Below are 16865 nucleotides of genomic sequence, written 5' to 3'. Positions count from 1 at the left end.
ACACGGAAGTTAAGCATCATAACGGCGACGATAGTGTGAAGACGCGACAATAGCAAGCTGCCAGGTCCTTTTTTTATTATTAAAAACGAGAAAATAGCCTTGAATAGGCTATTTTTTATTTACAGAAAGAAGTTAAATATCTATCATTCAATATGCATTCATGCTATAATGAACCCGATTATAAAAAAGAAGGAAAGGTGAATTGTATGATTGGTTATTACAACTATACAGTCATTCTAACATATTGTAGTTTGATTAGTGCGATTGTAGGAACACATTTCGCATTTGAACACAATTATGTTTTGGCATTATTCTGTCTTATGCTTTGTGGCTTTTTTGATTCTTTCGATGGTATCGTTGCACGTTCAAAAAAGGACAGAACAGAAGAAGAAAAGAAGTTTGGTATTCAGATTGATTCTCTTGTAGACTTAATCAGTTTTGGCGTTTATCCTGCAATCATTGCCTACTCAATGGGATTCAATAGTTTCCCTTGTTTGATCATCTTTATTATATATATTCTTGGTGCTGTTATTCGACTAGGATATTTTAATGTTATGGAAGATATGAGACAGCAGCAGACTACTGAAAAAAGAAAATATTACCAGGGATTACCTGTTACATCTTCTTCTCTAATTTTTCCAATGATTTACTGTTTAACAGTATGGCTTAAAGTACCTCAAGTTCAGTTTGTTTATTTAATTGGACTACTAGTTGTAGGTATTCTATTCGTAGCTAATATCAAAGTAATCAAGCCTGATTTTAAGGGGGTCCTAGGTCTTATTGGCTTTGGTATTATTTTATTAATCGTTTTAATTATTAAAGGTGTTGTTTTAATCTAGTATGGCAATATTCAAACGTAATGGTGAAAAATTAGAATATGATCAGTCACAGGATCTCTTCTTAGAGAAATTATATGGATCACTTGCAGGAAGATGCTTACTAAAAGTACTCACTCAGCCTGTTATTACAGAACTTGGTGGTGCTTTTATGAATTCTTCTCTCTCTAAAGGACAAATCAATTCTTTTGTAGAAAAAAACAATATTGATATGAATCTATATGAATCACAAGATTATCATTCTTATAACGATTTCTTTACACGTACTATTAAAGATGGTGTAAGACATATCGATATGGATGAAAAAGTTCTTATTGCGCCTTGTGATAGTAAACTCACTGTTTATCCTATTGAGGATACATTACAGCTTAAAATTAAGAATTCAGTTTATACAATTGAAGACTTATTAATGAGTCCTTCACTTGCAGATGAATATAGAGGTGGTCTATGTCTTGTATTTAGACTTACAGTAGATGATTATCATCACTATCATTTCATTGATGATGGAACAGCTGACAAAGATCACTTTATTAAAGGTGTTTTCCATACAGTCAATCCTATCGCAAGTGATTATTATCCTATCTATAAGACTAATAGCCGTTCTTATACAGTTCTTCATACAAAACACTTTGGTGACGTAGTTCAGATGGAAGTAGGGGCTATGATGGTTGGTAAAATTACTAACTTAAATAAGAAAACCTTTAAACGTGGTGAAGAAAAAGGCTATTTTGAATTTGGTGGCAGTACAGTTGTCTTATTTATAAAAAAAGATATTGTAGATATTGATGAGGATATTCTCAACATTTCTAAAAATGAAGATGAAGTACGTGTTCTTATGGGAGAACGTATCGGTACACTAAAATAGTGAGAAGGTGAATACCTTCTCATTCTTTTTGTTTTGTTTAAAGAGTTTTATGCTATAATTAAGAATGCGAATAAGGAGGTTATGTGATGGGCAAAGTAATCGCAATTACAAACCAAAAAGGTGGTGTAGGAAAAACAACCACTAGTATTAATTTATGTGCAGCACTCGCACTTATGAAGAAGAAAGTATTACTTGTAGATATGGACGCTCAGTCTAATGCGACGCAGGGTATTGGAATCGATCGTTCTAGTTTAGAAAAAACAACTTATGACGTACTTATTGATGAAGTACCCATTGAATCAATCATCAAACATAGTGAAATCTCACATCTAGATGTGGCACCTGCTAGTATTGACTTAGCGGGTGTAGAAGTACAACTATCAGCTGTACCAAAGGGAAGAGAAAAACGTTTAAGAAAAGCAATGGATAGTGTTAGAGATCAATATGATTATATTATTATTGATTGTCCACCAGCTTTAGGTTTATTAAACACAAACGCTCTTACAGCTGCAGATAGTGTCTTAATACCAGTACAGTGTGAATATTATGCGCTAGAAGGTTTAACACAATTATTAAATACTATTTTATTAACACAGTCAGTATTTAACCGTAATCTCACAATTGAAGGTGTATTATTGACTATGCTTGATTCACGTACTAATTTAGGTGTAGAAGTGACACAGGAAGTACGTAAATACTTTAAGGATAAGGTTTATAAAACAGTTATTCCTAGAAATGTAAAGCTCTCAGAAGCACCTTCTGCAGGTCTTTCAATCTTTGATTATGATTCACGTAGTGAAGGTGCGAAGTCTTACGCACGACTTGCGAAAGAGGTGGTGAGTAGAAATGGCAGATAAGAAAAAACGTTTAAGTAAAGGATTAGATGCAATCTTTGATACAACATCTACCGGTGGAGATCTTCAATCAATGATTTCTGCGATTGAAAGTAATTCTAATGAATTCACTCAAGAAAAAGTTTCTATTGATTTAATCAGACCTAATCCTTATCAGCCTAGAAAACATTTTGATCAGGATAAGTTGAATGAATTGGCTCAGTCTATTAAGGAACATGGTATTCTACAGCCAATTCTATTAAAGAAGTCTATTCATGGTTATGATATTGTAGCTGGTGAAAGAAGATTTAGAGGAGCTAATATTGCAGGGTTAAAAGAAGTTCCTGCAATTATCGTAGACTTCACTGATGATCAGATGATGGAAATTGCGCTTCTTGAAAACATTCAGAGAGAAGACTTAAATGCGATTGAAGAAGCACAGGCTTATAAAGCTATGATGGATAAGATGAATCTGACTCAGGAAGAACTAGCTGGACGTATTGGAAAATCAAGAACTCATGTCACTAATACTTTAAGACTTCTTAATATCAATGAGAAACTTCAGCAGTATATTCTAGAAGGTATTCTTTCTATGGGACATGTTAGACCATTAGTAGGTTTAGATGATGAAACAGCTCTTAAAATTGCGAATCGTGCTATTAAAGAGAAACTTTCTGTACGTCAGGTAGAAGATATCGTTAGAGGATATAAACTTGCTCAGAAGCGTAAAAATGCGCCTAAGAAAGAAAAAAATACGACCTATACTTATGCAGAAGATTTATTAAGAAAGAAGTTCCGTACTAAAGTAAAGGTAGAAGAAAAAACAATTACTCTTAAGTATTCTGATACAGAAGACCTAAATCGTATTCTAGAAATCATGGGTGTTATAGAAGATATCTAAAGAACAGGAAACTGTTCTTTTTTCATTTCTGGGAAATCTCAATGTTTAATTTATATTCTATGTATAATAAATATGAAAGAAGAGGACACACAATATGAAACAATTTCCAGAAGGATTTTTATGGGGCGGTGCTGTTGCTGCCAATCAGTACGAAGGTGGATGGAATGAAGGCGGTAAAGGTATCACTGTCTCAGACTGTGCTAGAAGTCATTTAGATGTAGATGTACAGGACTATAAGAAACAAAACGAAGTCACTACAGCTGACATCGAAGAAGCATTAAAAACACAGGATGAAGTATACTATCCAAAAAGACATGGTGCAGATGGATATCACCACTATAAAGAAGACATTAAGCTATTTGCAGAAATGGGTTTTAAAGTATTCCGTTTATCTATTGCCTGGGCAAGAATCTTCCCTAACGCAGATGATGCAACACCTAATGAAGAAGGTTTAAAGTTTTATGACGATGTATTTGATGAATGTTTAAAATATGGTATTGAACCATTAGTCACTATTTCTCACTATGAACCACCTATTAATCTTGTATTAAATTATGATGGATGGTATTCAAGAGAAGTCATTGAAATGTTTGTACGTTATTGTGAAGTGATTGTAGATAGATATAAGGATAAAGTAAAATACTGGCTTACTTTTAATGAAGTAGACTCTATGATCAGACACCCATATACTACAGGTGCACTTATTAAAGATCGTTTCCCAGGTAAGAACTTTAATGAAGTGATCTTCCAGGCAATGCATCATCAGTTTGTAGCCAGTGCACTTGCAACTAAGATCGTACATGAAGCAAGACCTGATGCTAAAGTAGGTTGTATGTTAACAAAGCTTACTTACTACCCATATACATGTAAACCTGAAGATGTTTTACAGGCACAACAGGATATGAGAAGTACATATTGTTATAGTGATACACAGGTATTTGGTGAATATCCAGCATACTTATTATCTAAATTCAAGAATGAAGGCATCAATATCAAGATGGAACCAGATGACTTAAAAATTATGAAAGAATATCCAGTTGATTTCGTTTCATTCTCTTATTATTCATCTAGCTGTGTTGCAAAAGATGACAACGGTTTAAAGAAGACTGCAGCTAATACTAATGTGGCTATTAAGAACCCATATATTCCATCATCTGACTGGGGATGGCAGATTGACCCTATTGGTTTAAGAATATCTTTAGTAGACTTATATGACCGTTATAGAAAGCCATTATTTGTAGTAGAAAATGGTTTAGGTGCTAAGGATGAATTAGTGAATGGTACTGTAGATGATCAGTATAGAATTGATTACTTCGATGCACACTTTAAAGAAATGTATAATGCGATTGTAGAAGATGGTGTAGACCTCATGGGTTATACATCTTGGGGATGTATTGATATTGTTTCTGAATCTACAAAACAGATGTCTAAACGTTATGGTTTCATCTATGTAGATTGTGATGATCTAGGTAATGGTACTTATAAACGTTATAAGAAGAAATCATTTGATTATTACAAACATGTCATTGAAACAAATGGTGCATGCTTATTTGAAGATTAAAGGTAGTGGTTTTACTACCTTTTCTTTATGTCGAAAGAATGGTATTATTGAATGGTAAAGAAGTGAGGTATATATGAGAGAAAATTATGATGTAATTGTAGTAGGAGCTGGTCCAGCAGGAATTATGGCAAGTTATGAATTCGTATTAAAGAATCCTAACTTATCAGTATTATTAATTGATAAAGGAAGAGCAGTGACTGCAAGACATTGTCCTATCAAAGATAAGAAGATCAAACAGTGTCCAGTAATTAAAGATAATGAACCAGGTTGTTTACCAGCATGTTCTATTACATGTGGATTTGGTGGTGCTGGTGCTTATTCTGATGGTAAGTTTAATATTACAAGTGAATTTGGTGGATGGCTTACTGATTATCTTCCAGCAAATGAAGTAGAAGATGTAATTCGTTATGTAGATAGCTTATATTTAAAGCATGGGGCAACTAAAGATATTACTGACCCAACTACAGACAAAGTAAAAGAAATCGAACACAGAGGCTATGCAGTAGGTTTAAAGTTATTACGTGCTAAGGTCAGACATTTAGGTACAGAAGAAAACTTACGTATCATGACTGAAATGCAGGAAACATTAAAGGAACATATTGATATCCAGTTTAATACAGAAGTAGAAGATATTATTGTAGAAGATAATACAATCAAGGGTATCAAGCTTGCAAAGGGTGATATCATTACAGCATCTAAAGTATTACTTGCACCAGGTAGAGATGGTGCGACATGGCTAAATGCTATCTTTAAGAAACATGGCTTAGATCTTTATAACAACCAGGTAGATATTGGTGTACGTGTAGAAACATCTAATATCGTTATGGATGAAATCAATAAGAACTTATATGAAGGAAAGTTCATCTATAACACATCTGTAGGTACAAGAGTAAGAACATTTTGTTCAAACCCTAGTGGACATGTTGTAATAGAAAACCATGAAGGGACAATGATGGCCAATGGACATGCTTATCATGATCCTAAATTAGGATCTGACAATACTAACTTTGCATTATTAGTATCTCATGTATTCTCTGAACCATTTAACCAGCCTAATGAATTTGCCCATCAGGTGGCTCAACTAGCAAACAAACTATCAAATGGTTCTATCATCGTACAGAGATATGGAGATATCAAAAAGGGTAGAAGAACAACTGAAAAGCGTTTAAAAGAAGGTTATACAGTGCCTACATTACCAGAAGCTGTTCCAGGTGATTTAGGTCTTGTATTACCATACAATACAATGAAATCAATCGTAGAAATGATTGAAGCATTAGATCACGTAACACCAGGTATTGCGAATGAACATACATTACTTTATGGTGTAGAAGCTAAATTCTATAGTGCAAGACCAAAGGTAAGAGAAGGATTTGAAACTCTTGTAGATGGTTTATATGTTGCCGGTGATGGTGCAGGTTTAACACGTGGACTTGCTCAGGCAGGTGCTAATGGAATCTTAGTTGCAAGAGATATTATTAAAAGATTAGGAGAATGATGATGGAATACGGATTACATGATATTATTGAAATGAAAAAGCCTCATCCATGTAAGAAATCCACACAATGGGAAATCGTAAGAATGGGTGCGGACATTAAAGTGAAATGCATGGGTTGCGGTGCAATTATCATGTTTTCACGAAGAGATTTTGAAAAGAGATTAAAAAAAGTAATTGAACATAAAGAAAGTGAATAACTTGACTTCATTAAAAAAATGATTTAATTGACTTAGAAAAGGATAACTGATGTAGAAAAATCGGTCTCGTCTAACACGGCGTATATCTAATTAGATATATGGCGGATGAGGGATGCCCATTCTTAGAAATGGTTCGACCGCCCCTCCAGTTATCCTTTTTTTATTTACACAAAAACGAGAGGCATTATGCCTCTCGTTAGTTGTTGATACGTTGATGACTGACAAAGTCAGTATGTTCTAATGTTTTAAAAGTATATCCATTTGCTTGATAGTATTCAATAATTGCAGGTAATGCCTGTACTGTAGTTGTTTTAGTGGCTGTATCATGCATTAAAATACAGACACGTGGTAGTCTTGACTTAGAACTTTCAATAATACGTGCAGGATTTACTGAACGTCTTGTCGCATCATTAGAAGATACATTCCAGTCATAGTACTTATAGCCTTTCTTTTCTACAACTTGTGCAACCTTAGCCATAATTCCCTGTGAATAATGTCTTGATACCGTATTTGAACTTCCTCCAGGGAAACGGATCAATTTGCTGGTACGTCCTGTTTGTTCTTTGATGATTTTCTCAATATTACCTAAATCCTCAAAATAAGTTTCTTCACTTTGATAAATACTATACTTATGTGTATAGCTATGTGCACCAATGGCATGTCCTTTTAAATAAGCTGTACGAATATAGCTCTGGTAACGGGCATTTTCACCAGTCACAAAGAATGTCGCTTTCACATTATATTTATCGAGAATATCTAATACTTGAGGTGTGTTATGAGAAGGTCCATCATCAAAAGTCAGATAAACCTCTTTTACTTCATCAGCATGTACAGGACTATAAACAAGACTGATGAGAAGCATGAAAGCTATCGCAATATTTATCTTTTTCATAATCACATCTCCTTTATCGGATACCATTATACACATTTCTCTGTGTAATAGTTATGTATTCTATAAAAGTTCAATAATAAGACTGAGCACCATACCAGCAGTCACATCACTGATATGATGAAGACCACTTAAAACCCTTGTAATGGCAGTTAAAAATGCGAATATAAGCATCACTATACCAATATATAAATCAAAATGAATCGCAGTAAATGCGATAATAAATGCACTTGCAGCATGTCTAGAAGGGAAAGAACATCCTTCACGATGTTCAAAGAGTGGAGTGACTTCTAAGTAGTCATAGGGACGTGATTGATTAATTAGTTTTCTAATCACTGTCACAATAAGAAATGCAGCACAAGGTTTAATAATTGCATAAATGAGATAATCATCATGAGTTATATAGAAACCAATTAATAACATCACATAAGAAGCCATCATGATATATTTTAATGCGATTGTAAGAAATCCTACCACTTTTTTATAAGTAGGATGAGACCATAAAAATTGATTGAGTCTTTCATATATATTATTCATTCTATCACCTTCCCCATTATACCATTCATTCATTGCATTTTGATGTTAGTTATAATAAAATAATGTAGATTAAAAGGAGTGAATATAAATTATGTCATTAACTGCAGGAATCGTTGGTTTACCAAACGTTGGTAAATCTACATTATTTAATGCAATCACAAACGCACAGGTAGAAGCAGCCAACTACCCATTCGCAACAATTGATCCTAACGTAGGTGTTGTTGAAGTACCAGATCATAGATTAGATGATCTTGCTGCAATCTTTAATCCAAAGAAGACTATCTATACTACATTTGAATTTACAGATATTGCCGGCCTTGTAAAAGGTGCATCTAGAGGTGAAGGTTTAGGAAATAAATTCTTAGCTAACATCAGAGAAACAGATGCAATATGTGAAGTAGTAAGATGTTTTAGAGATAAGGATATTACTCACGTTGATGGTTCAGTAGATCCAGTACGTGATGTTGAAACAATCAATCTTGAACTTGTAATGGCTGACTTAGAAACAGTTGACAAGAGAATTGGTAAGATTGAAAAGAAAGCTCAGACTGGTGATAAAGAAGCTAAAGCTGAAATGGAAGTATTAGCACCATTAAAAGAAGTATTAGAAGCTGGTAAGATGGCTCGTACGCTTACTTTTAATGAGGAAGAAATGGTTTATGTAAAACAGTTCAACTTATTAACTACTAAGCCTATGATCTATGTAGCAAATATGGGTGAAGAAGATATCGAAGATCCAAATTCAAACCCATACTATATTACTTTAAAAGAATATGCTGCAAAAGAAGGATGCGATGTTGTTCCTATCTGCGCTAAAATTGAAAGTGAATTAGCTGCATTAGATGCAGAAGATAAAGCTATCTTCATGGATGATTTAGGAATCAAGGAAAGTGGTTTAGATAAGCTTATTAAAGAAACATATGCTTTATTAGACTTAAAGACTTTCTTTACTGTAGGACCTGATGAATGCCGTGCATGGACATTTACTAATGGTATGACAGCACCAGAAATGGCCGGTATTATTCATACAGACTTCCAGAAAGGTTTCATTAAAGCTGAAACTTATACTTATGATGATATGATGCAGTATAAGAGTGAAGTGGCTTTAAAAGAAGCTGGTAAGATCAGACAGGAAGGAAAAACTTATAAAGGACTTGATGGTGATATCATGTTCTTCAAGTTTAACGTATAATGAAAATCATTAGACGTATTCTTCTTGTAGTATGTTTAGCTGTCTTTCTATATAGTGCAGGTAATCTTGCGAACATTGGATATAAATATCATAAGGTCAACTCTGACAACAAGAAGCTACAAGAAGAAGTCGTCACTGAAGTGAAGCAGGATTCACCACTGGATAGAAAAGTTGATTTTAACCAACTAAAGAGTATTAATGAAGATATCGTAGGATGGATCTATATTCCTAATACAAACATTGATTATGCTTTATTAAAAGGAAAAACAAATGATACATATATTCATACAAACTATGAGAAGAAGTATTCATTTGCAGGCAGTATTTTCTTAGATGAAGATAATAATTCTTCTTTGACTGATAGTAATACAATTATTTATGGTCATAATATGAAGAATGGTTCAATGTTTGCGAATATTAAGAAGTTTACAGATCAGGATTATTTTAATAATCATCCAGAAGTATATATTTATTTACCAGATGGCAGCATTAATGTATATTCTATCTATAGTACTAAGATCATTGATGCAACAAGTGATTATTACTTGAAGGATATTGATTATGCAAGTTATGTGGCTAATGCGAAATCATCCGCTAAACAATCAAGAGATGTAGATACACAAAATACAGCACCATTACTGCTTTTATCTACTTGTTATGCGCATGATACGCCATCACGTAGTGTTTTATTTGCAAGACTAGAGAAAAACGTAAAGTAATTTACGTTTTTTTTATATATAATGATATAGAGGTGATTCATGATGTATGGCGCAATTATATTATGTGCAGGAAGTGGTAAGAGGACAGGTCTTGGTTACAACAAGATGTTCTATCAATTACAGGGAGAGACTGTATATGAAAAGACAGTGAATGTCTTTTTACATGATAAGAGATGTGAAGAAATCATTATTGTATGTAAAAAAGAAGAACAGTCACATTTCAAGAAACTATTAAATAAGAAATGTATGAAGTTTGTAGAAGGTGGAAAAGAAAGACAGGATTCTGTTTATGAAGGATTAAAACATGTCACAAGTGATTATGTAATGATTCATGATGGCGCAAGACCTTTTGTGAAAAAAGACCTTCTAGACCGTTTGGTAGTAGGTATGGAAGAATATAAGGCAGTTCTTGCAATGGTACCATGTAAAGATACAATCAAGCGTGTCAAGGACGGTAAGGTAGTAGAAACACTTATTAGATCTGAACTGATGCAGGCACAGACACCACAGGCTTTTGATACAGTACTTATTAGAAATGCTTATAAAGAAGCCATTGAAAATAATATTCAGGCAACAGATGATGCATCTATGTTGGAATTACAGGGTAAAGATGTCTATGTTGTAGAAGGTGATTATGACAATATTAAAATCACTACGAAAGAAGATCTAAAATAGTTAAAAAACTTCGATTTATCATTGCTTTTTTGATTTTCTTGTGATAGTATGAACGAGCATGTAAAATATTACTGCCTGTCTAGAAGTATTCTAGACCGTCAAGACCAGAGGAGGTAAAAAAATGAACAAGTATGAAATTATGATGATTTTAAAACCTGATTTAGAAGATGATGCTAAGAATGCAGTATTAGATGGTTTTAAAGCAATCTTAACTGAAGGTGAAGGTGTTGTTGATAACGTTGACACTGAAAAGTTAGGCTTACGTGAATTGGCTTACGAAATCAAAGATTATACTAAGGGATTATATGTAGTAATCGACACTCATACAACTCCAGAAGCAATCGCTGAATTCGAACGTTTATCACGTATCAACCCAAGCGTATTACGTCACTTAACTTTAAGAAGAGACTAAGAAGAGGTGAGGGCGAATGCTTAACCGTGTCGCATTAGTCGGAAGACTTACAAGAGATCCTGAATTAAGAAGAACAGGTAATAGTACAGCTGTAACAAGTTTTACTTTAGCAGTTGATCGTAACTTCTCAACAAGAGATGGTCAGGAAGCTGATTTCATCAACTGTGTTGTATGGAGAAAACCTGCTGAAAATGTTGCACAGTACTGCAGCAAGGGTTCACTTGTGTCAGTCGACGGTCGTATACAGACTCGTAGTTACGACAACAATCAAGGCCAGAGAGTTTATGTAACAGAGGTTGTGGCTGATTCAGTTCAGTTCTTGGAAACAAGAGCACAGAGAGAAAGAGCTCAGCAGAGTGCACCTATGATGCAGCAGCCTACAATGACTCAGCAGCCTAGACAAAACAACAATGACTTCTATGATATGAAGACAGTGGATCTAGATAAAGATTTTGATGATTCAGTGAATTCATATGATATCATGGATGACGATATTCAATTCTAACAGGAGGAAACAACAATGGCTTTCAGAAGACAGAGAATGGGTAGAAGAAAAGTTTGCTACTTCACTAAAAACAAGATTGATTACATCGATTATAAAGATGTTGAACTTTTAAAGAGATTTATCTCAGCTAACGGTAAAATCATCCCAAGACGTGTAACTGGTACAAGCGCTAAGTATCAGAGAAAACTTGCTAGAGCAATCAAGAGAGCAAGACAGATGGCTTTATTACCATACGTTGGTGAATAGTTAAAATGAAGGAAAAACCTCGATAAAATCGAGGTTTTTTTTGCGAAATAGCGTTTTATACGTGATTTTTAACGGAGAAGTGCGTATTATTTGTCGTTTTCATCCTCTAAATTGAGGTCAACTAAGTCAGCAACGAATTTCTGACGAGCATGTAATACGTCTGTATAGGTATCAGCGGTTATATTGATATCACTATGACCAAGATGAGCAGATACAATTTTTAGATCGACATCATTCATTAATAATAAAGTCGCATTAGCGTGACGTAAGAAGTGAACAGATATAGATTCATAGTCTGTTCCTTTTTTATTGAAGCTAATCTAGATGATGCAGTATGACGATTAATGTAATTAGTAGTATTACCTGCAAAGACTAGATTATGATCTTCATATACATTACATTTAGAAATCATGGCCTTTTTCATGTCAATATGTATTACAAGAAATAGTATTCGTAAGAAGGTTACATAAGCATTTTTTACATGATGAGATTTGTTGAATATAGTATTTATTTATTGACTTTTAAAAAAAATATTGAGTTATTATAGATATAGATACACCGGTATACCGGAATAATGATAAGAAAGAAGGAGTTATGATGAGAAAAGTTAATGTTCAAGGTATGGAAATTGGAGTAATGGGAATGGGATGTATGGGATTCTCTCATGCGCACGGTGATCCAGCTCCTAGAGAAGAATGTATTTCCATGATGCGTAAGGCTCATGAAATGGGTGTTACATTATATGATACAGCTGATGTATACGCTAATGGCCATAATGAAATCTTAGTAGGTGAAGCTTTAGCACCAATTCGATCAGAAGTACAAATCTTAACTAAGTTCAATCCAGAGGTAGCACCTGTAAATGATCCAGCTAATGGTACAGTTGCTCAACAAATTGAAGCAAGATGTGATGCTTCATTAAAACGATTAGGAACTGATTATATTGATATCTATATGATGCACAGAGTTCCTGATGATTTACCAATTGAAACATATGCAGAAGCTATGAAAAATTTGATTGAAAAAGGTAAAATTAAGGCTTGGGCTATGTCAAGAGCAAGAGAAGATCAAATCAGAAAAGCACATGCTGTATGTCCAGTAGCGATCGTAGAAAATGAATTTTCTATGGTTGTTAGAAATATTGAAACTGACGGTTCTTTACAAGCATGTAAAGAATTAGGAATTGCTATGACTCCTTATATGCCTTTAGCTTCAGGTTTATTAACTGGTGCTTATAGACCAGGTATGAAATTAGAATTCAAGAATGATGATATTCATAGAACATTCTCTTGGTTTACAGAAGAAAACTTAGAAAAAAATCAACCATTATTTGAAATGTTAGAAAAATTTTCAACTAAAAAAGGATGTACATATGCACAATTAGCTTTAGCATGGGTAATGGCTAAATATGATATGATGATTCCAATTCCTGGTATGTACAAACAAGAATTCATTGATTCAAACTTAGAAGCATGCAATATTGTTTTAACTGATGAAGAAATGAAAGAAATCGATGAAACTTTAGCTACACTAACAATCTATGGTGACGGTGCTGAATGGCGTGTTGACCAATTAAGAGGAATGTTAAAAGAAGAAGGATACGAAGTAGAAAAATCTTGGAGAAAATAAGATGTAATGTGGCCCCCCCGTGTCAAGGACATTAAATAAAAAGGCGCTTAAAAATGATTAGAAATAAAGATATCCTCTAGGTGTAATTAACCAGGAGGATATTTTTATGTGTAAACTATATAAATATGTAATTATTAAAGATGGAGTTTTATGTGTATTGGAAACAGATAGAATGAAGGAAGTCATAAGAAATGAACTTGGTGTATTTGACTACCGTGATTATATATTTGATGATGATCCATCAGTCTATCTTCTTGTAAAGGATTTAAGTGTATATGATACTGATCATACTATTGTTTACAGATCTTTTCCAGATGACGCTGACGGTTATTTTAATGGCACTGTTATATTCACCAAGATGGATGATTTTGGCTTTGCATCATTAAGTCATAATGATATAGATATAATCAGAAGTCATCTACGCAGATTACCTGATGGACTGTTTGAAATGAGTTATTCTTTGAAGGATAGCTACTAATTTCTCGAGCGTTGAGTTTCTATCAAGATTATTTCTTACCTGTCTGAATTTTTCCTTATATTCATCAGGATCCTTTGCGATATGGTTGAGTGGGTACTCACCAGTCATGTAATATTCTAAGTATTCATTTGGTGAAAGCATGGCTAGATTGTACTGATAACGATCATTGTTGTAATAAACCATATAGGAATCTATTATTTCCTTCAGTTCTTCGTATGAGCCGGCATTCTCTATATATCTGCCCATCTCATCGTTCATATGTCCGAAGAAGGATTCCTGGGGAGCGTTGTCCCAGCAGTTTCCTCTTCTTGACATTGACTGTCTGATTTCCAGGCTCTTAAGTAAGTCAATAAACTTGACACTTGTATAATGCACACCCTGATCACTGTGTATCAGAGCATCAGTATGAATATTATGCTTATGTTTACTGTAAAGCTGATTTATTGTCTCCAGGACAAAGTCTACTTCTAAAGACGGTGATAATACATATGCAAGAATCTGCTTTGTGAAGCCATCCTTTACCACTGATAGATAGGCTTTAGATCTTTTATGACCGTAGAATAGATAAGTAATGTCTGTTTCAAGCACATATCCAGGACCGTACTCCTCGAAGTGTCTGTTTAGAATATTATCTGCATAATTTGATGTTTTCATTGCCTTAGCCATTCTTCTTGCAGGATTGGCTTTTCTTATTGGGCAGAATAGACCGTATTTCTTCATCGGTCTTGAAATCTTTTTATGATTCATCACAATGCCCATGTGAAGAAGACGCATATGAATACCACGTCTGCCTTTGTCATATCCTTTAAACTTGTATGCTTCTAAAATCAGTTCAAAATCCTTACGGTCTTGCTCTTCTTTTTCGCTTATGAAACTTTTTCGTTTCTTCCATGAATAGAACCCACTTCTTGAAACACCTGCAGTATCACATAATGCTGTGACACTCAGTTTATTTCTAGGTGATTCAAGAGTTCTATCTATTAGTTTATATTTTTCTCTTATTGTTTGTCCTTCTGCAGTTTTGAGATTTGCTTTCTGTTGATAAATCTCACTCTTTTTAAAAAATCGTTCTCCTGCTGGAGAATTTTATTTTTCTGCTTAAGCCTTTCTAGCTGTTCCTCAATGGTAAAATTCTTTGTAGAAGGTCTTCCGGATTTTGTGCCTCTGGTATCCTTGAATCCTTCTTCTCTTGCTGCTTCTTTCCTTACACGATTTGTGAACATGAGAGTTCGACTAGACCCTAACATATGAGGATCAAATCCATACTTTCTAAATATGTTTCCAGGCATCATGCCTTTCTGTAAATCAATCCAAAAGAGTTCTTTGAATTCTTCTGAATAGGTTATGCTTTTGATAGATACTTTCTTTACATATGGATTCTTTTCGAGTTCCTTTACTTGTTTATCACTAAAATAATTTACTCCCATAATAACACCACCATTCTATAATCATTATACTACGCAAAATAAAAACCCTGTAAAACAGGGTCACGAAATAAATATCCTTTTTTATCGTGTCCTTTTTACAGGGTCCATTTTAGAAGGAAGAGAATTAAATCTTAAGCTTCATGAAGCTTTTAAGTATATTCAAGATCATTTTATTGGTATTGAATTATCTTCTACGATTACAACATCATTTGCACAATATCAAGAAAATATTGAATTATTCAATGATATTATTCAAGCATTAGAAAAAGGTAATATTTCTAATGATAAAGATGGAGCTTTAGATTTAGCTTGGCATATAAATGGTGGATCTGAATATGGTTTTTATGATTTCTCTGTAGAATCAAACTTAAGAGCACAAAGAAGATTAAGTGAAGAAACAAATCCAAATAATGTATTTTGGACAACAAATAGACAATTTAAATTTGCTAAAACATATCCTGCTTTATTAGGAATCTTTGAAAAGGCAGAACAAGAATATCCTGATTTTGCAGAAGAAATTAATATTTATCAAGAAGAAATCAAAAATCAAGAAGTATATTTAAATGAAGAGTTTACACAAGTAATTCAAGCAATGAATGAATTAACCAATAAGCTTTTAGAATACTAAGATATAGAAAATGACTGTTAAAAAACAGTCATTTTCTATTTACCAATATTTTCAATAGTTGTTTGAATTGTCTTTTCACCTAATTTCCATTTAGCAGGACAAACATTATCTCCATGTTCATATACAAATTGACAGGCATATAAACGTCTTAAAAGTTCATCAGCATTTCTATCAACATTTCCAGCATTGACTTCATAGACAACGATTTTACCTTCAGGATCAATAATAAAACTTCCTCTTTGAGCTAAACCATCATTTTCATCAAAGACATCAAAATCATAGGTAAGTGAATGTGTAGGATCGACAATCATTGGATATTCTATTTTAGAAATGTTTTTAGAAATATCATGCCATGTCTTATGAGCAAAATGGGTATCTGTAGAAATGGCATAAATTTCACAGTTCACTTTCTTAAATTCTTGATATTTTTCTTGTAGATCTTCTAATTCAGTAGGACAGACAAAAGTAAAGTCAGCAGGATAAAAGAAAAATAAAGTCCATTTTCCTAGTAAATCCTTCTTTGTGACTTTCTTAAATTGTTTTTGATGATAAGCATAAGCTTCAAAATCATCTACTTCTTTATAAAGTAAAGACACAAAATCACCTCCATCTAAAGTATGTGAATAAAAACTTGAGATTATCATCACATAATTCACAATAATTCTTTACATGTTTGACACAAAAAAGTTGCATAGAGTTCACAAAAGCTGGGTATATTAAACATGTGAAAGATAAAACAATCTTTTACAATATGAATAGTTTTTTTGAATACCCACAAACCACAGGTCAGTGAAAATTAAATTTCATAAGCACCGATTAAACGGCGTTCATGAAGCTGAA

General features: G+C 33.6%; 21 protein-coding genes. 15 read left to right on the top strand and 6 right to left on the bottom strand.

Going from position 1 to position 16865, the window contains the following annotated elements; all coding sequences use genetic code 11:
* The first annotated feature begins 206 nt into the window (after window positions 1–206).
* The 7 genes from ABUA27_RS08045 (at window position 207) to ABUA27_RS08015 (ending at window position 6688) form a co-directional block, all read left to right on the top strand.
* Window positions 207–839, top strand: a complete 633-nt coding sequence (locus ABUA27_RS08045; RefSeq protein WP_349820534.1) for a CDP-alcohol phosphatidyltransferase family protein — start codon at window positions 207–209, stop codon at window positions 837–839.
* A 1-nt stretch (window position 840) separates the two neighbouring features.
* Complete coding sequence (locus tag ABUA27_RS08040; protein ID WP_281073049.1) at window positions 841–1701, top strand: phosphatidylserine decarboxylase; 861 nt, start codon at window positions 841–843, stop codon at window positions 1699–1701.
* Window positions 1702–1787: 86 nt separating this feature from the next.
* Complete coding sequence (locus ABUA27_RS08035; protein WP_331901229.1) at window positions 1788–2558, top strand: ParA family protein; 771 nt, start codon at window positions 1788–1790, stop codon at window positions 2556–2558.
* On the top strand, window positions 2548–3435 hold the full coding sequence (locus ABUA27_RS08030; RefSeq protein WP_022425722.1) for a ParB/RepB/Spo0J family partition protein: 888 nt from the start codon (window positions 2548–2550) through the stop codon (window positions 3433–3435). The genes ABUA27_RS08035 and ABUA27_RS08030 overlap by 11 nt, the downstream gene beginning before the upstream one ends.
* A 94-nt stretch (window positions 3436–3529) precedes the next feature.
* Window positions 3530–4996 carry a family 1 glycosylhydrolase gene (locus ABUA27_RS08025; RefSeq protein WP_129981210.1) on the top strand — a complete coding sequence of 489 codons (1467 nt, stop codon included), beginning with the start codon at window positions 3530–3532 and terminating at the stop codon, window positions 4994–4996.
* A gap of 73 nt (window positions 4997–5069) precedes the next feature.
* Complete coding sequence (locus tag ABUA27_RS08020; RefSeq protein WP_349820533.1) at window positions 5070–6491, top strand: NAD(P)/FAD-dependent oxidoreductase; 1422 nt, start codon at window positions 5070–5072, stop codon at window positions 6489–6491.
* A 2-nt stretch (window positions 6492–6493) separates the two neighbouring features.
* Window positions 6494–6688, top strand: coding sequence for a DUF951 domain-containing protein (locus ABUA27_RS08015; protein ID WP_022425725.1), 195 nt, complete (start codon window positions 6494–6496; stop codon window positions 6686–6688).
* 196 nt (window positions 6689–6884) lie between these two features.
* Here ABUA27_RS08015 and ABUA27_RS08010 read toward each other — a convergent pair whose 3' ends face one another.
* Together ABUA27_RS08010 and ABUA27_RS08005 are read right to left on the bottom strand one after the other, a co-directional pair.
* Window positions 6885–7580, bottom strand: coding sequence for a polysaccharide deacetylase family protein (locus ABUA27_RS08010; protein WP_349820532.1), 696 nt, complete (start codon window positions 7578–7580; stop codon window positions 6885–6887).
* Between the two features lie 60 nt (window positions 7581–7640).
* On the bottom strand, window positions 7641–8114 hold the full coding sequence (locus ABUA27_RS08005) for a phosphatase PAP2 family protein (protein ID WP_050772169.1): 474 nt from the start codon (window positions 8112–8114) through the stop codon (window positions 7641–7643).
* A 91-nt stretch (window positions 8115–8205) separates the two neighbouring features.
* On the opposite strand from ABUA27_RS08005, the gene ychF reads away from it, so the two are divergent.
* From ychF to rpsR, 6 genes are all read left to right on the top strand, one after another.
* Window positions 8206–9306, top strand: a complete 1101-nt coding sequence (gene ychF / locus ABUA27_RS08000; protein ID WP_022425728.1) for a redox-regulated ATPase YchF — start codon at window positions 8206–8208, stop codon at window positions 9304–9306.
* The gene (gene srtB, locus ABUA27_RS07995) at window positions 9306–10025 is read left to right on the top strand and encodes a class B sortase (RefSeq protein ID WP_349820531.1); all 720 of its coding nucleotides are present in this window, start codon (window positions 9306–9308) and stop codon (window positions 10023–10025) included. The genes ychF and srtB overlap by 1 nt, the downstream gene beginning before the upstream one ends.
* A 39-nt stretch (window positions 10026–10064) precedes the next feature.
* Window positions 10065–10700, top strand: coding sequence for a 2-C-methyl-D-erythritol 4-phosphate cytidylyltransferase (ispD, locus tag ABUA27_RS07990; RefSeq protein WP_287968778.1), 636 nt, complete (start codon window positions 10065–10067; stop codon window positions 10698–10700).
* 121 nt (window positions 10701–10821) lie between these two features.
* Window positions 10822–11112, top strand: a complete 291-nt coding sequence (rpsF, locus tag ABUA27_RS07985; RefSeq protein WP_117459108.1) for a 30S ribosomal protein S6 — start codon at window positions 10822–10824, stop codon at window positions 11110–11112.
* 16 nt (window positions 11113–11128) lie between these two features.
* Window positions 11129–11617, top strand: a complete 489-nt coding sequence (ssb, locus tag ABUA27_RS07980; protein WP_349820530.1) for a single-stranded DNA-binding protein — start codon at window positions 11129–11131, stop codon at window positions 11615–11617.
* Between the two features lie 15 nt (window positions 11618–11632).
* Window positions 11633–11863, top strand: a complete 231-nt coding sequence (gene rpsR, locus ABUA27_RS07975; RefSeq protein WP_006505606.1) for a 30S ribosomal protein S18 — start codon at window positions 11633–11635, stop codon at window positions 11861–11863.
* A gap of 86 nt (window positions 11864–11949) precedes the next feature.
* Here the strand turns inward: rpsR and ABUA27_RS07970 are convergent, their stop codons facing one another.
* Window positions 11950–12183 (bottom strand): tyrosine-type recombinase/integrase, encoded by a 234-nt coding sequence (locus tag ABUA27_RS07970; RefSeq protein WP_168082026.1) that lies wholly within the window; start codon window positions 12181–12183, stop codon window positions 11950–11952.
* 277 nt (window positions 12184–12460) lie between these two features.
* On the opposite strand from ABUA27_RS07970, the gene ABUA27_RS07965 reads away from it, so the two are divergent.
* Both ABUA27_RS07965 and ABUA27_RS07960 read left to right on the top strand, forming a co-directional pair.
* On the top strand, window positions 12461–13492 hold the full coding sequence (locus tag ABUA27_RS07965; RefSeq protein WP_349820529.1) for an aldo/keto reductase: 1032 nt from the start codon (window positions 12461–12463) through the stop codon (window positions 13490–13492).
* Window positions 13493–13598: 106 nt separating this feature from the next.
* Complete coding sequence (locus tag ABUA27_RS07960; RefSeq protein ID WP_349820528.1) at window positions 13599–13970, top strand: hypothetical protein; 372 nt, start codon at window positions 13599–13601, stop codon at window positions 13968–13970.
* On the opposite strand, the gene ABUA27_RS07955 is transcribed toward ABUA27_RS07960, so the two are convergent.
* The 3 genes from ABUA27_RS07955 to ABUA27_RS07945 all read right to left on the bottom strand — a co-directional run bounded on the left by ABUA27_RS07955 (window position 13920) and on the right by ABUA27_RS07945 (window position 16621).
* Window positions 13920–14951: an IS3 family transposase gene (locus ABUA27_RS07955; protein WP_349820535.1), complete on the bottom strand. Its 1032-nt coding sequence runs from the start codon at window positions 14949–14951 to the stop codon at window positions 13920–13922. The genes ABUA27_RS07960 and ABUA27_RS07955 overlap by 51 nt on opposite strands.
* A 17-nt stretch (window positions 14952–14968) precedes the next feature.
* Window positions 14969–15397, bottom strand: coding sequence for an HTH domain-containing protein (locus ABUA27_RS07950; RefSeq protein WP_349820527.1), 429 nt, complete (start codon window positions 15395–15397; stop codon window positions 14969–14971).
* A gap of 663 nt (window positions 15398–16060) precedes the next feature.
* Window positions 16061–16621 (bottom strand): redoxin domain-containing protein, encoded by a 561-nt coding sequence (locus ABUA27_RS07945; RefSeq protein WP_349820526.1) that lies wholly within the window; start codon window positions 16619–16621, stop codon window positions 16061–16063.
* Between the last annotated feature and the right edge of the window lie 244 nt (window positions 16622–16865).

It is taken from the genome of Catenibacterium sp. RTP21428st1_D7_RTP21428_210409 (assembly GCF_040227455.1).
Classification (GTDB): Bacteria; Bacillota_I; Bacilli_A; order Erysipelotrichales; family Coprobacillaceae; genus Catenibacterium; species Catenibacterium mitsuoka_A.
This window is presented reverse-complemented; position numbering and strand designations above follow the sequence as displayed.

Coding starts and splice junctions, on each gene's coding strand:
- ABUA27_RS07960 (WP_349820528.1), top strand. CDS start 13,599: ATGTGTAAACTATATAAATATGTAATTATTAAAGATGGAGTTTTATGT.
- rpsF (WP_117459108.1), top strand. CDS start 10,822: ATGAACAAGTATGAAATTATGATGATTTTAAAACCTGATTTAGAAGAT.
- ABUA27_RS08020 (WP_349820533.1), top strand. CDS start 5,070: ATGAGAGAAAATTATGATGTAATTGTAGTAGGAGCTGGTCCAGCAGGA.
- ABUA27_RS08010 (WP_349820532.1), bottom strand. CDS start 7,580: ATGAAAAAGATAAATATTGCGATAGCTTTCATGCTTCTCATCAGTCTT.
- ABUA27_RS08025 (WP_129981210.1), top strand. CDS start 3,530: ATGAAACAATTTCCAGAAGGATTTTTATGGGGCGGTGCTGTTGCTGCC.
- ABUA27_RS08045 (WP_349820534.1), top strand. CDS start 207: ATGATTGGTTATTACAACTATACAGTCATTCTAACATATTGTAGTTTG.
- srtB (WP_349820531.1), top strand. CDS start 9,306: ATGAAAATCATTAGACGTATTCTTCTTGTAGTATGTTTAGCTGTCTTT.
- ABUA27_RS08015 (WP_022425725.1), top strand. CDS start 6,494: ATGGAATACGGATTACATGATATTATTGAAATGAAAAAGCCTCATCCA.
- ychF (WP_022425728.1), top strand. CDS start 8,206: ATGTCATTAACTGCAGGAATCGTTGGTTTACCAAACGTTGGTAAATCT.
- ispD (WP_287968778.1), top strand. CDS start 10,065: ATGATGTATGGCGCAATTATATTATGTGCAGGAAGTGGTAAGAGGACA.
- rpsR (WP_006505606.1), top strand. CDS start 11,633: ATGGCTTTCAGAAGACAGAGAATGGGTAGAAGAAAAGTTTGCTACTTC.
- ABUA27_RS08030 (WP_022425722.1), top strand. CDS start 2,548: ATGGCAGATAAGAAAAAACGTTTAAGTAAAGGATTAGATGCAATCTTT.
- ABUA27_RS07965 (WP_349820529.1), top strand. CDS start 12,461: ATGAGAAAAGTTAATGTTCAAGGTATGGAAATTGGAGTAATGGGAATG.
- ssb (WP_349820530.1), top strand. CDS start 11,129: ATGCTTAACCGTGTCGCATTAGTCGGAAGACTTACAAGAGATCCTGAA.
- ABUA27_RS07950 (WP_349820527.1), bottom strand. CDS start 15,397: ATGGGAGTAAATTATTTTAGTGATAAACAAGTAAAGGAACTCGAAAAG.
- ABUA27_RS08035 (WP_331901229.1), top strand. CDS start 1,788: ATGGGCAAAGTAATCGCAATTACAAACCAAAAAGGTGGTGTAGGAAAA.
- ABUA27_RS08040 (WP_281073049.1), top strand. CDS start 841: ATGGCAATATTCAAACGTAATGGTGAAAAATTAGAATATGATCAGTCA.
- ABUA27_RS08005 (WP_050772169.1), bottom strand. CDS start 8,114: ATGAATAATATATATGAAAGACTCAATCAATTTTTATGGTCTCATCCT.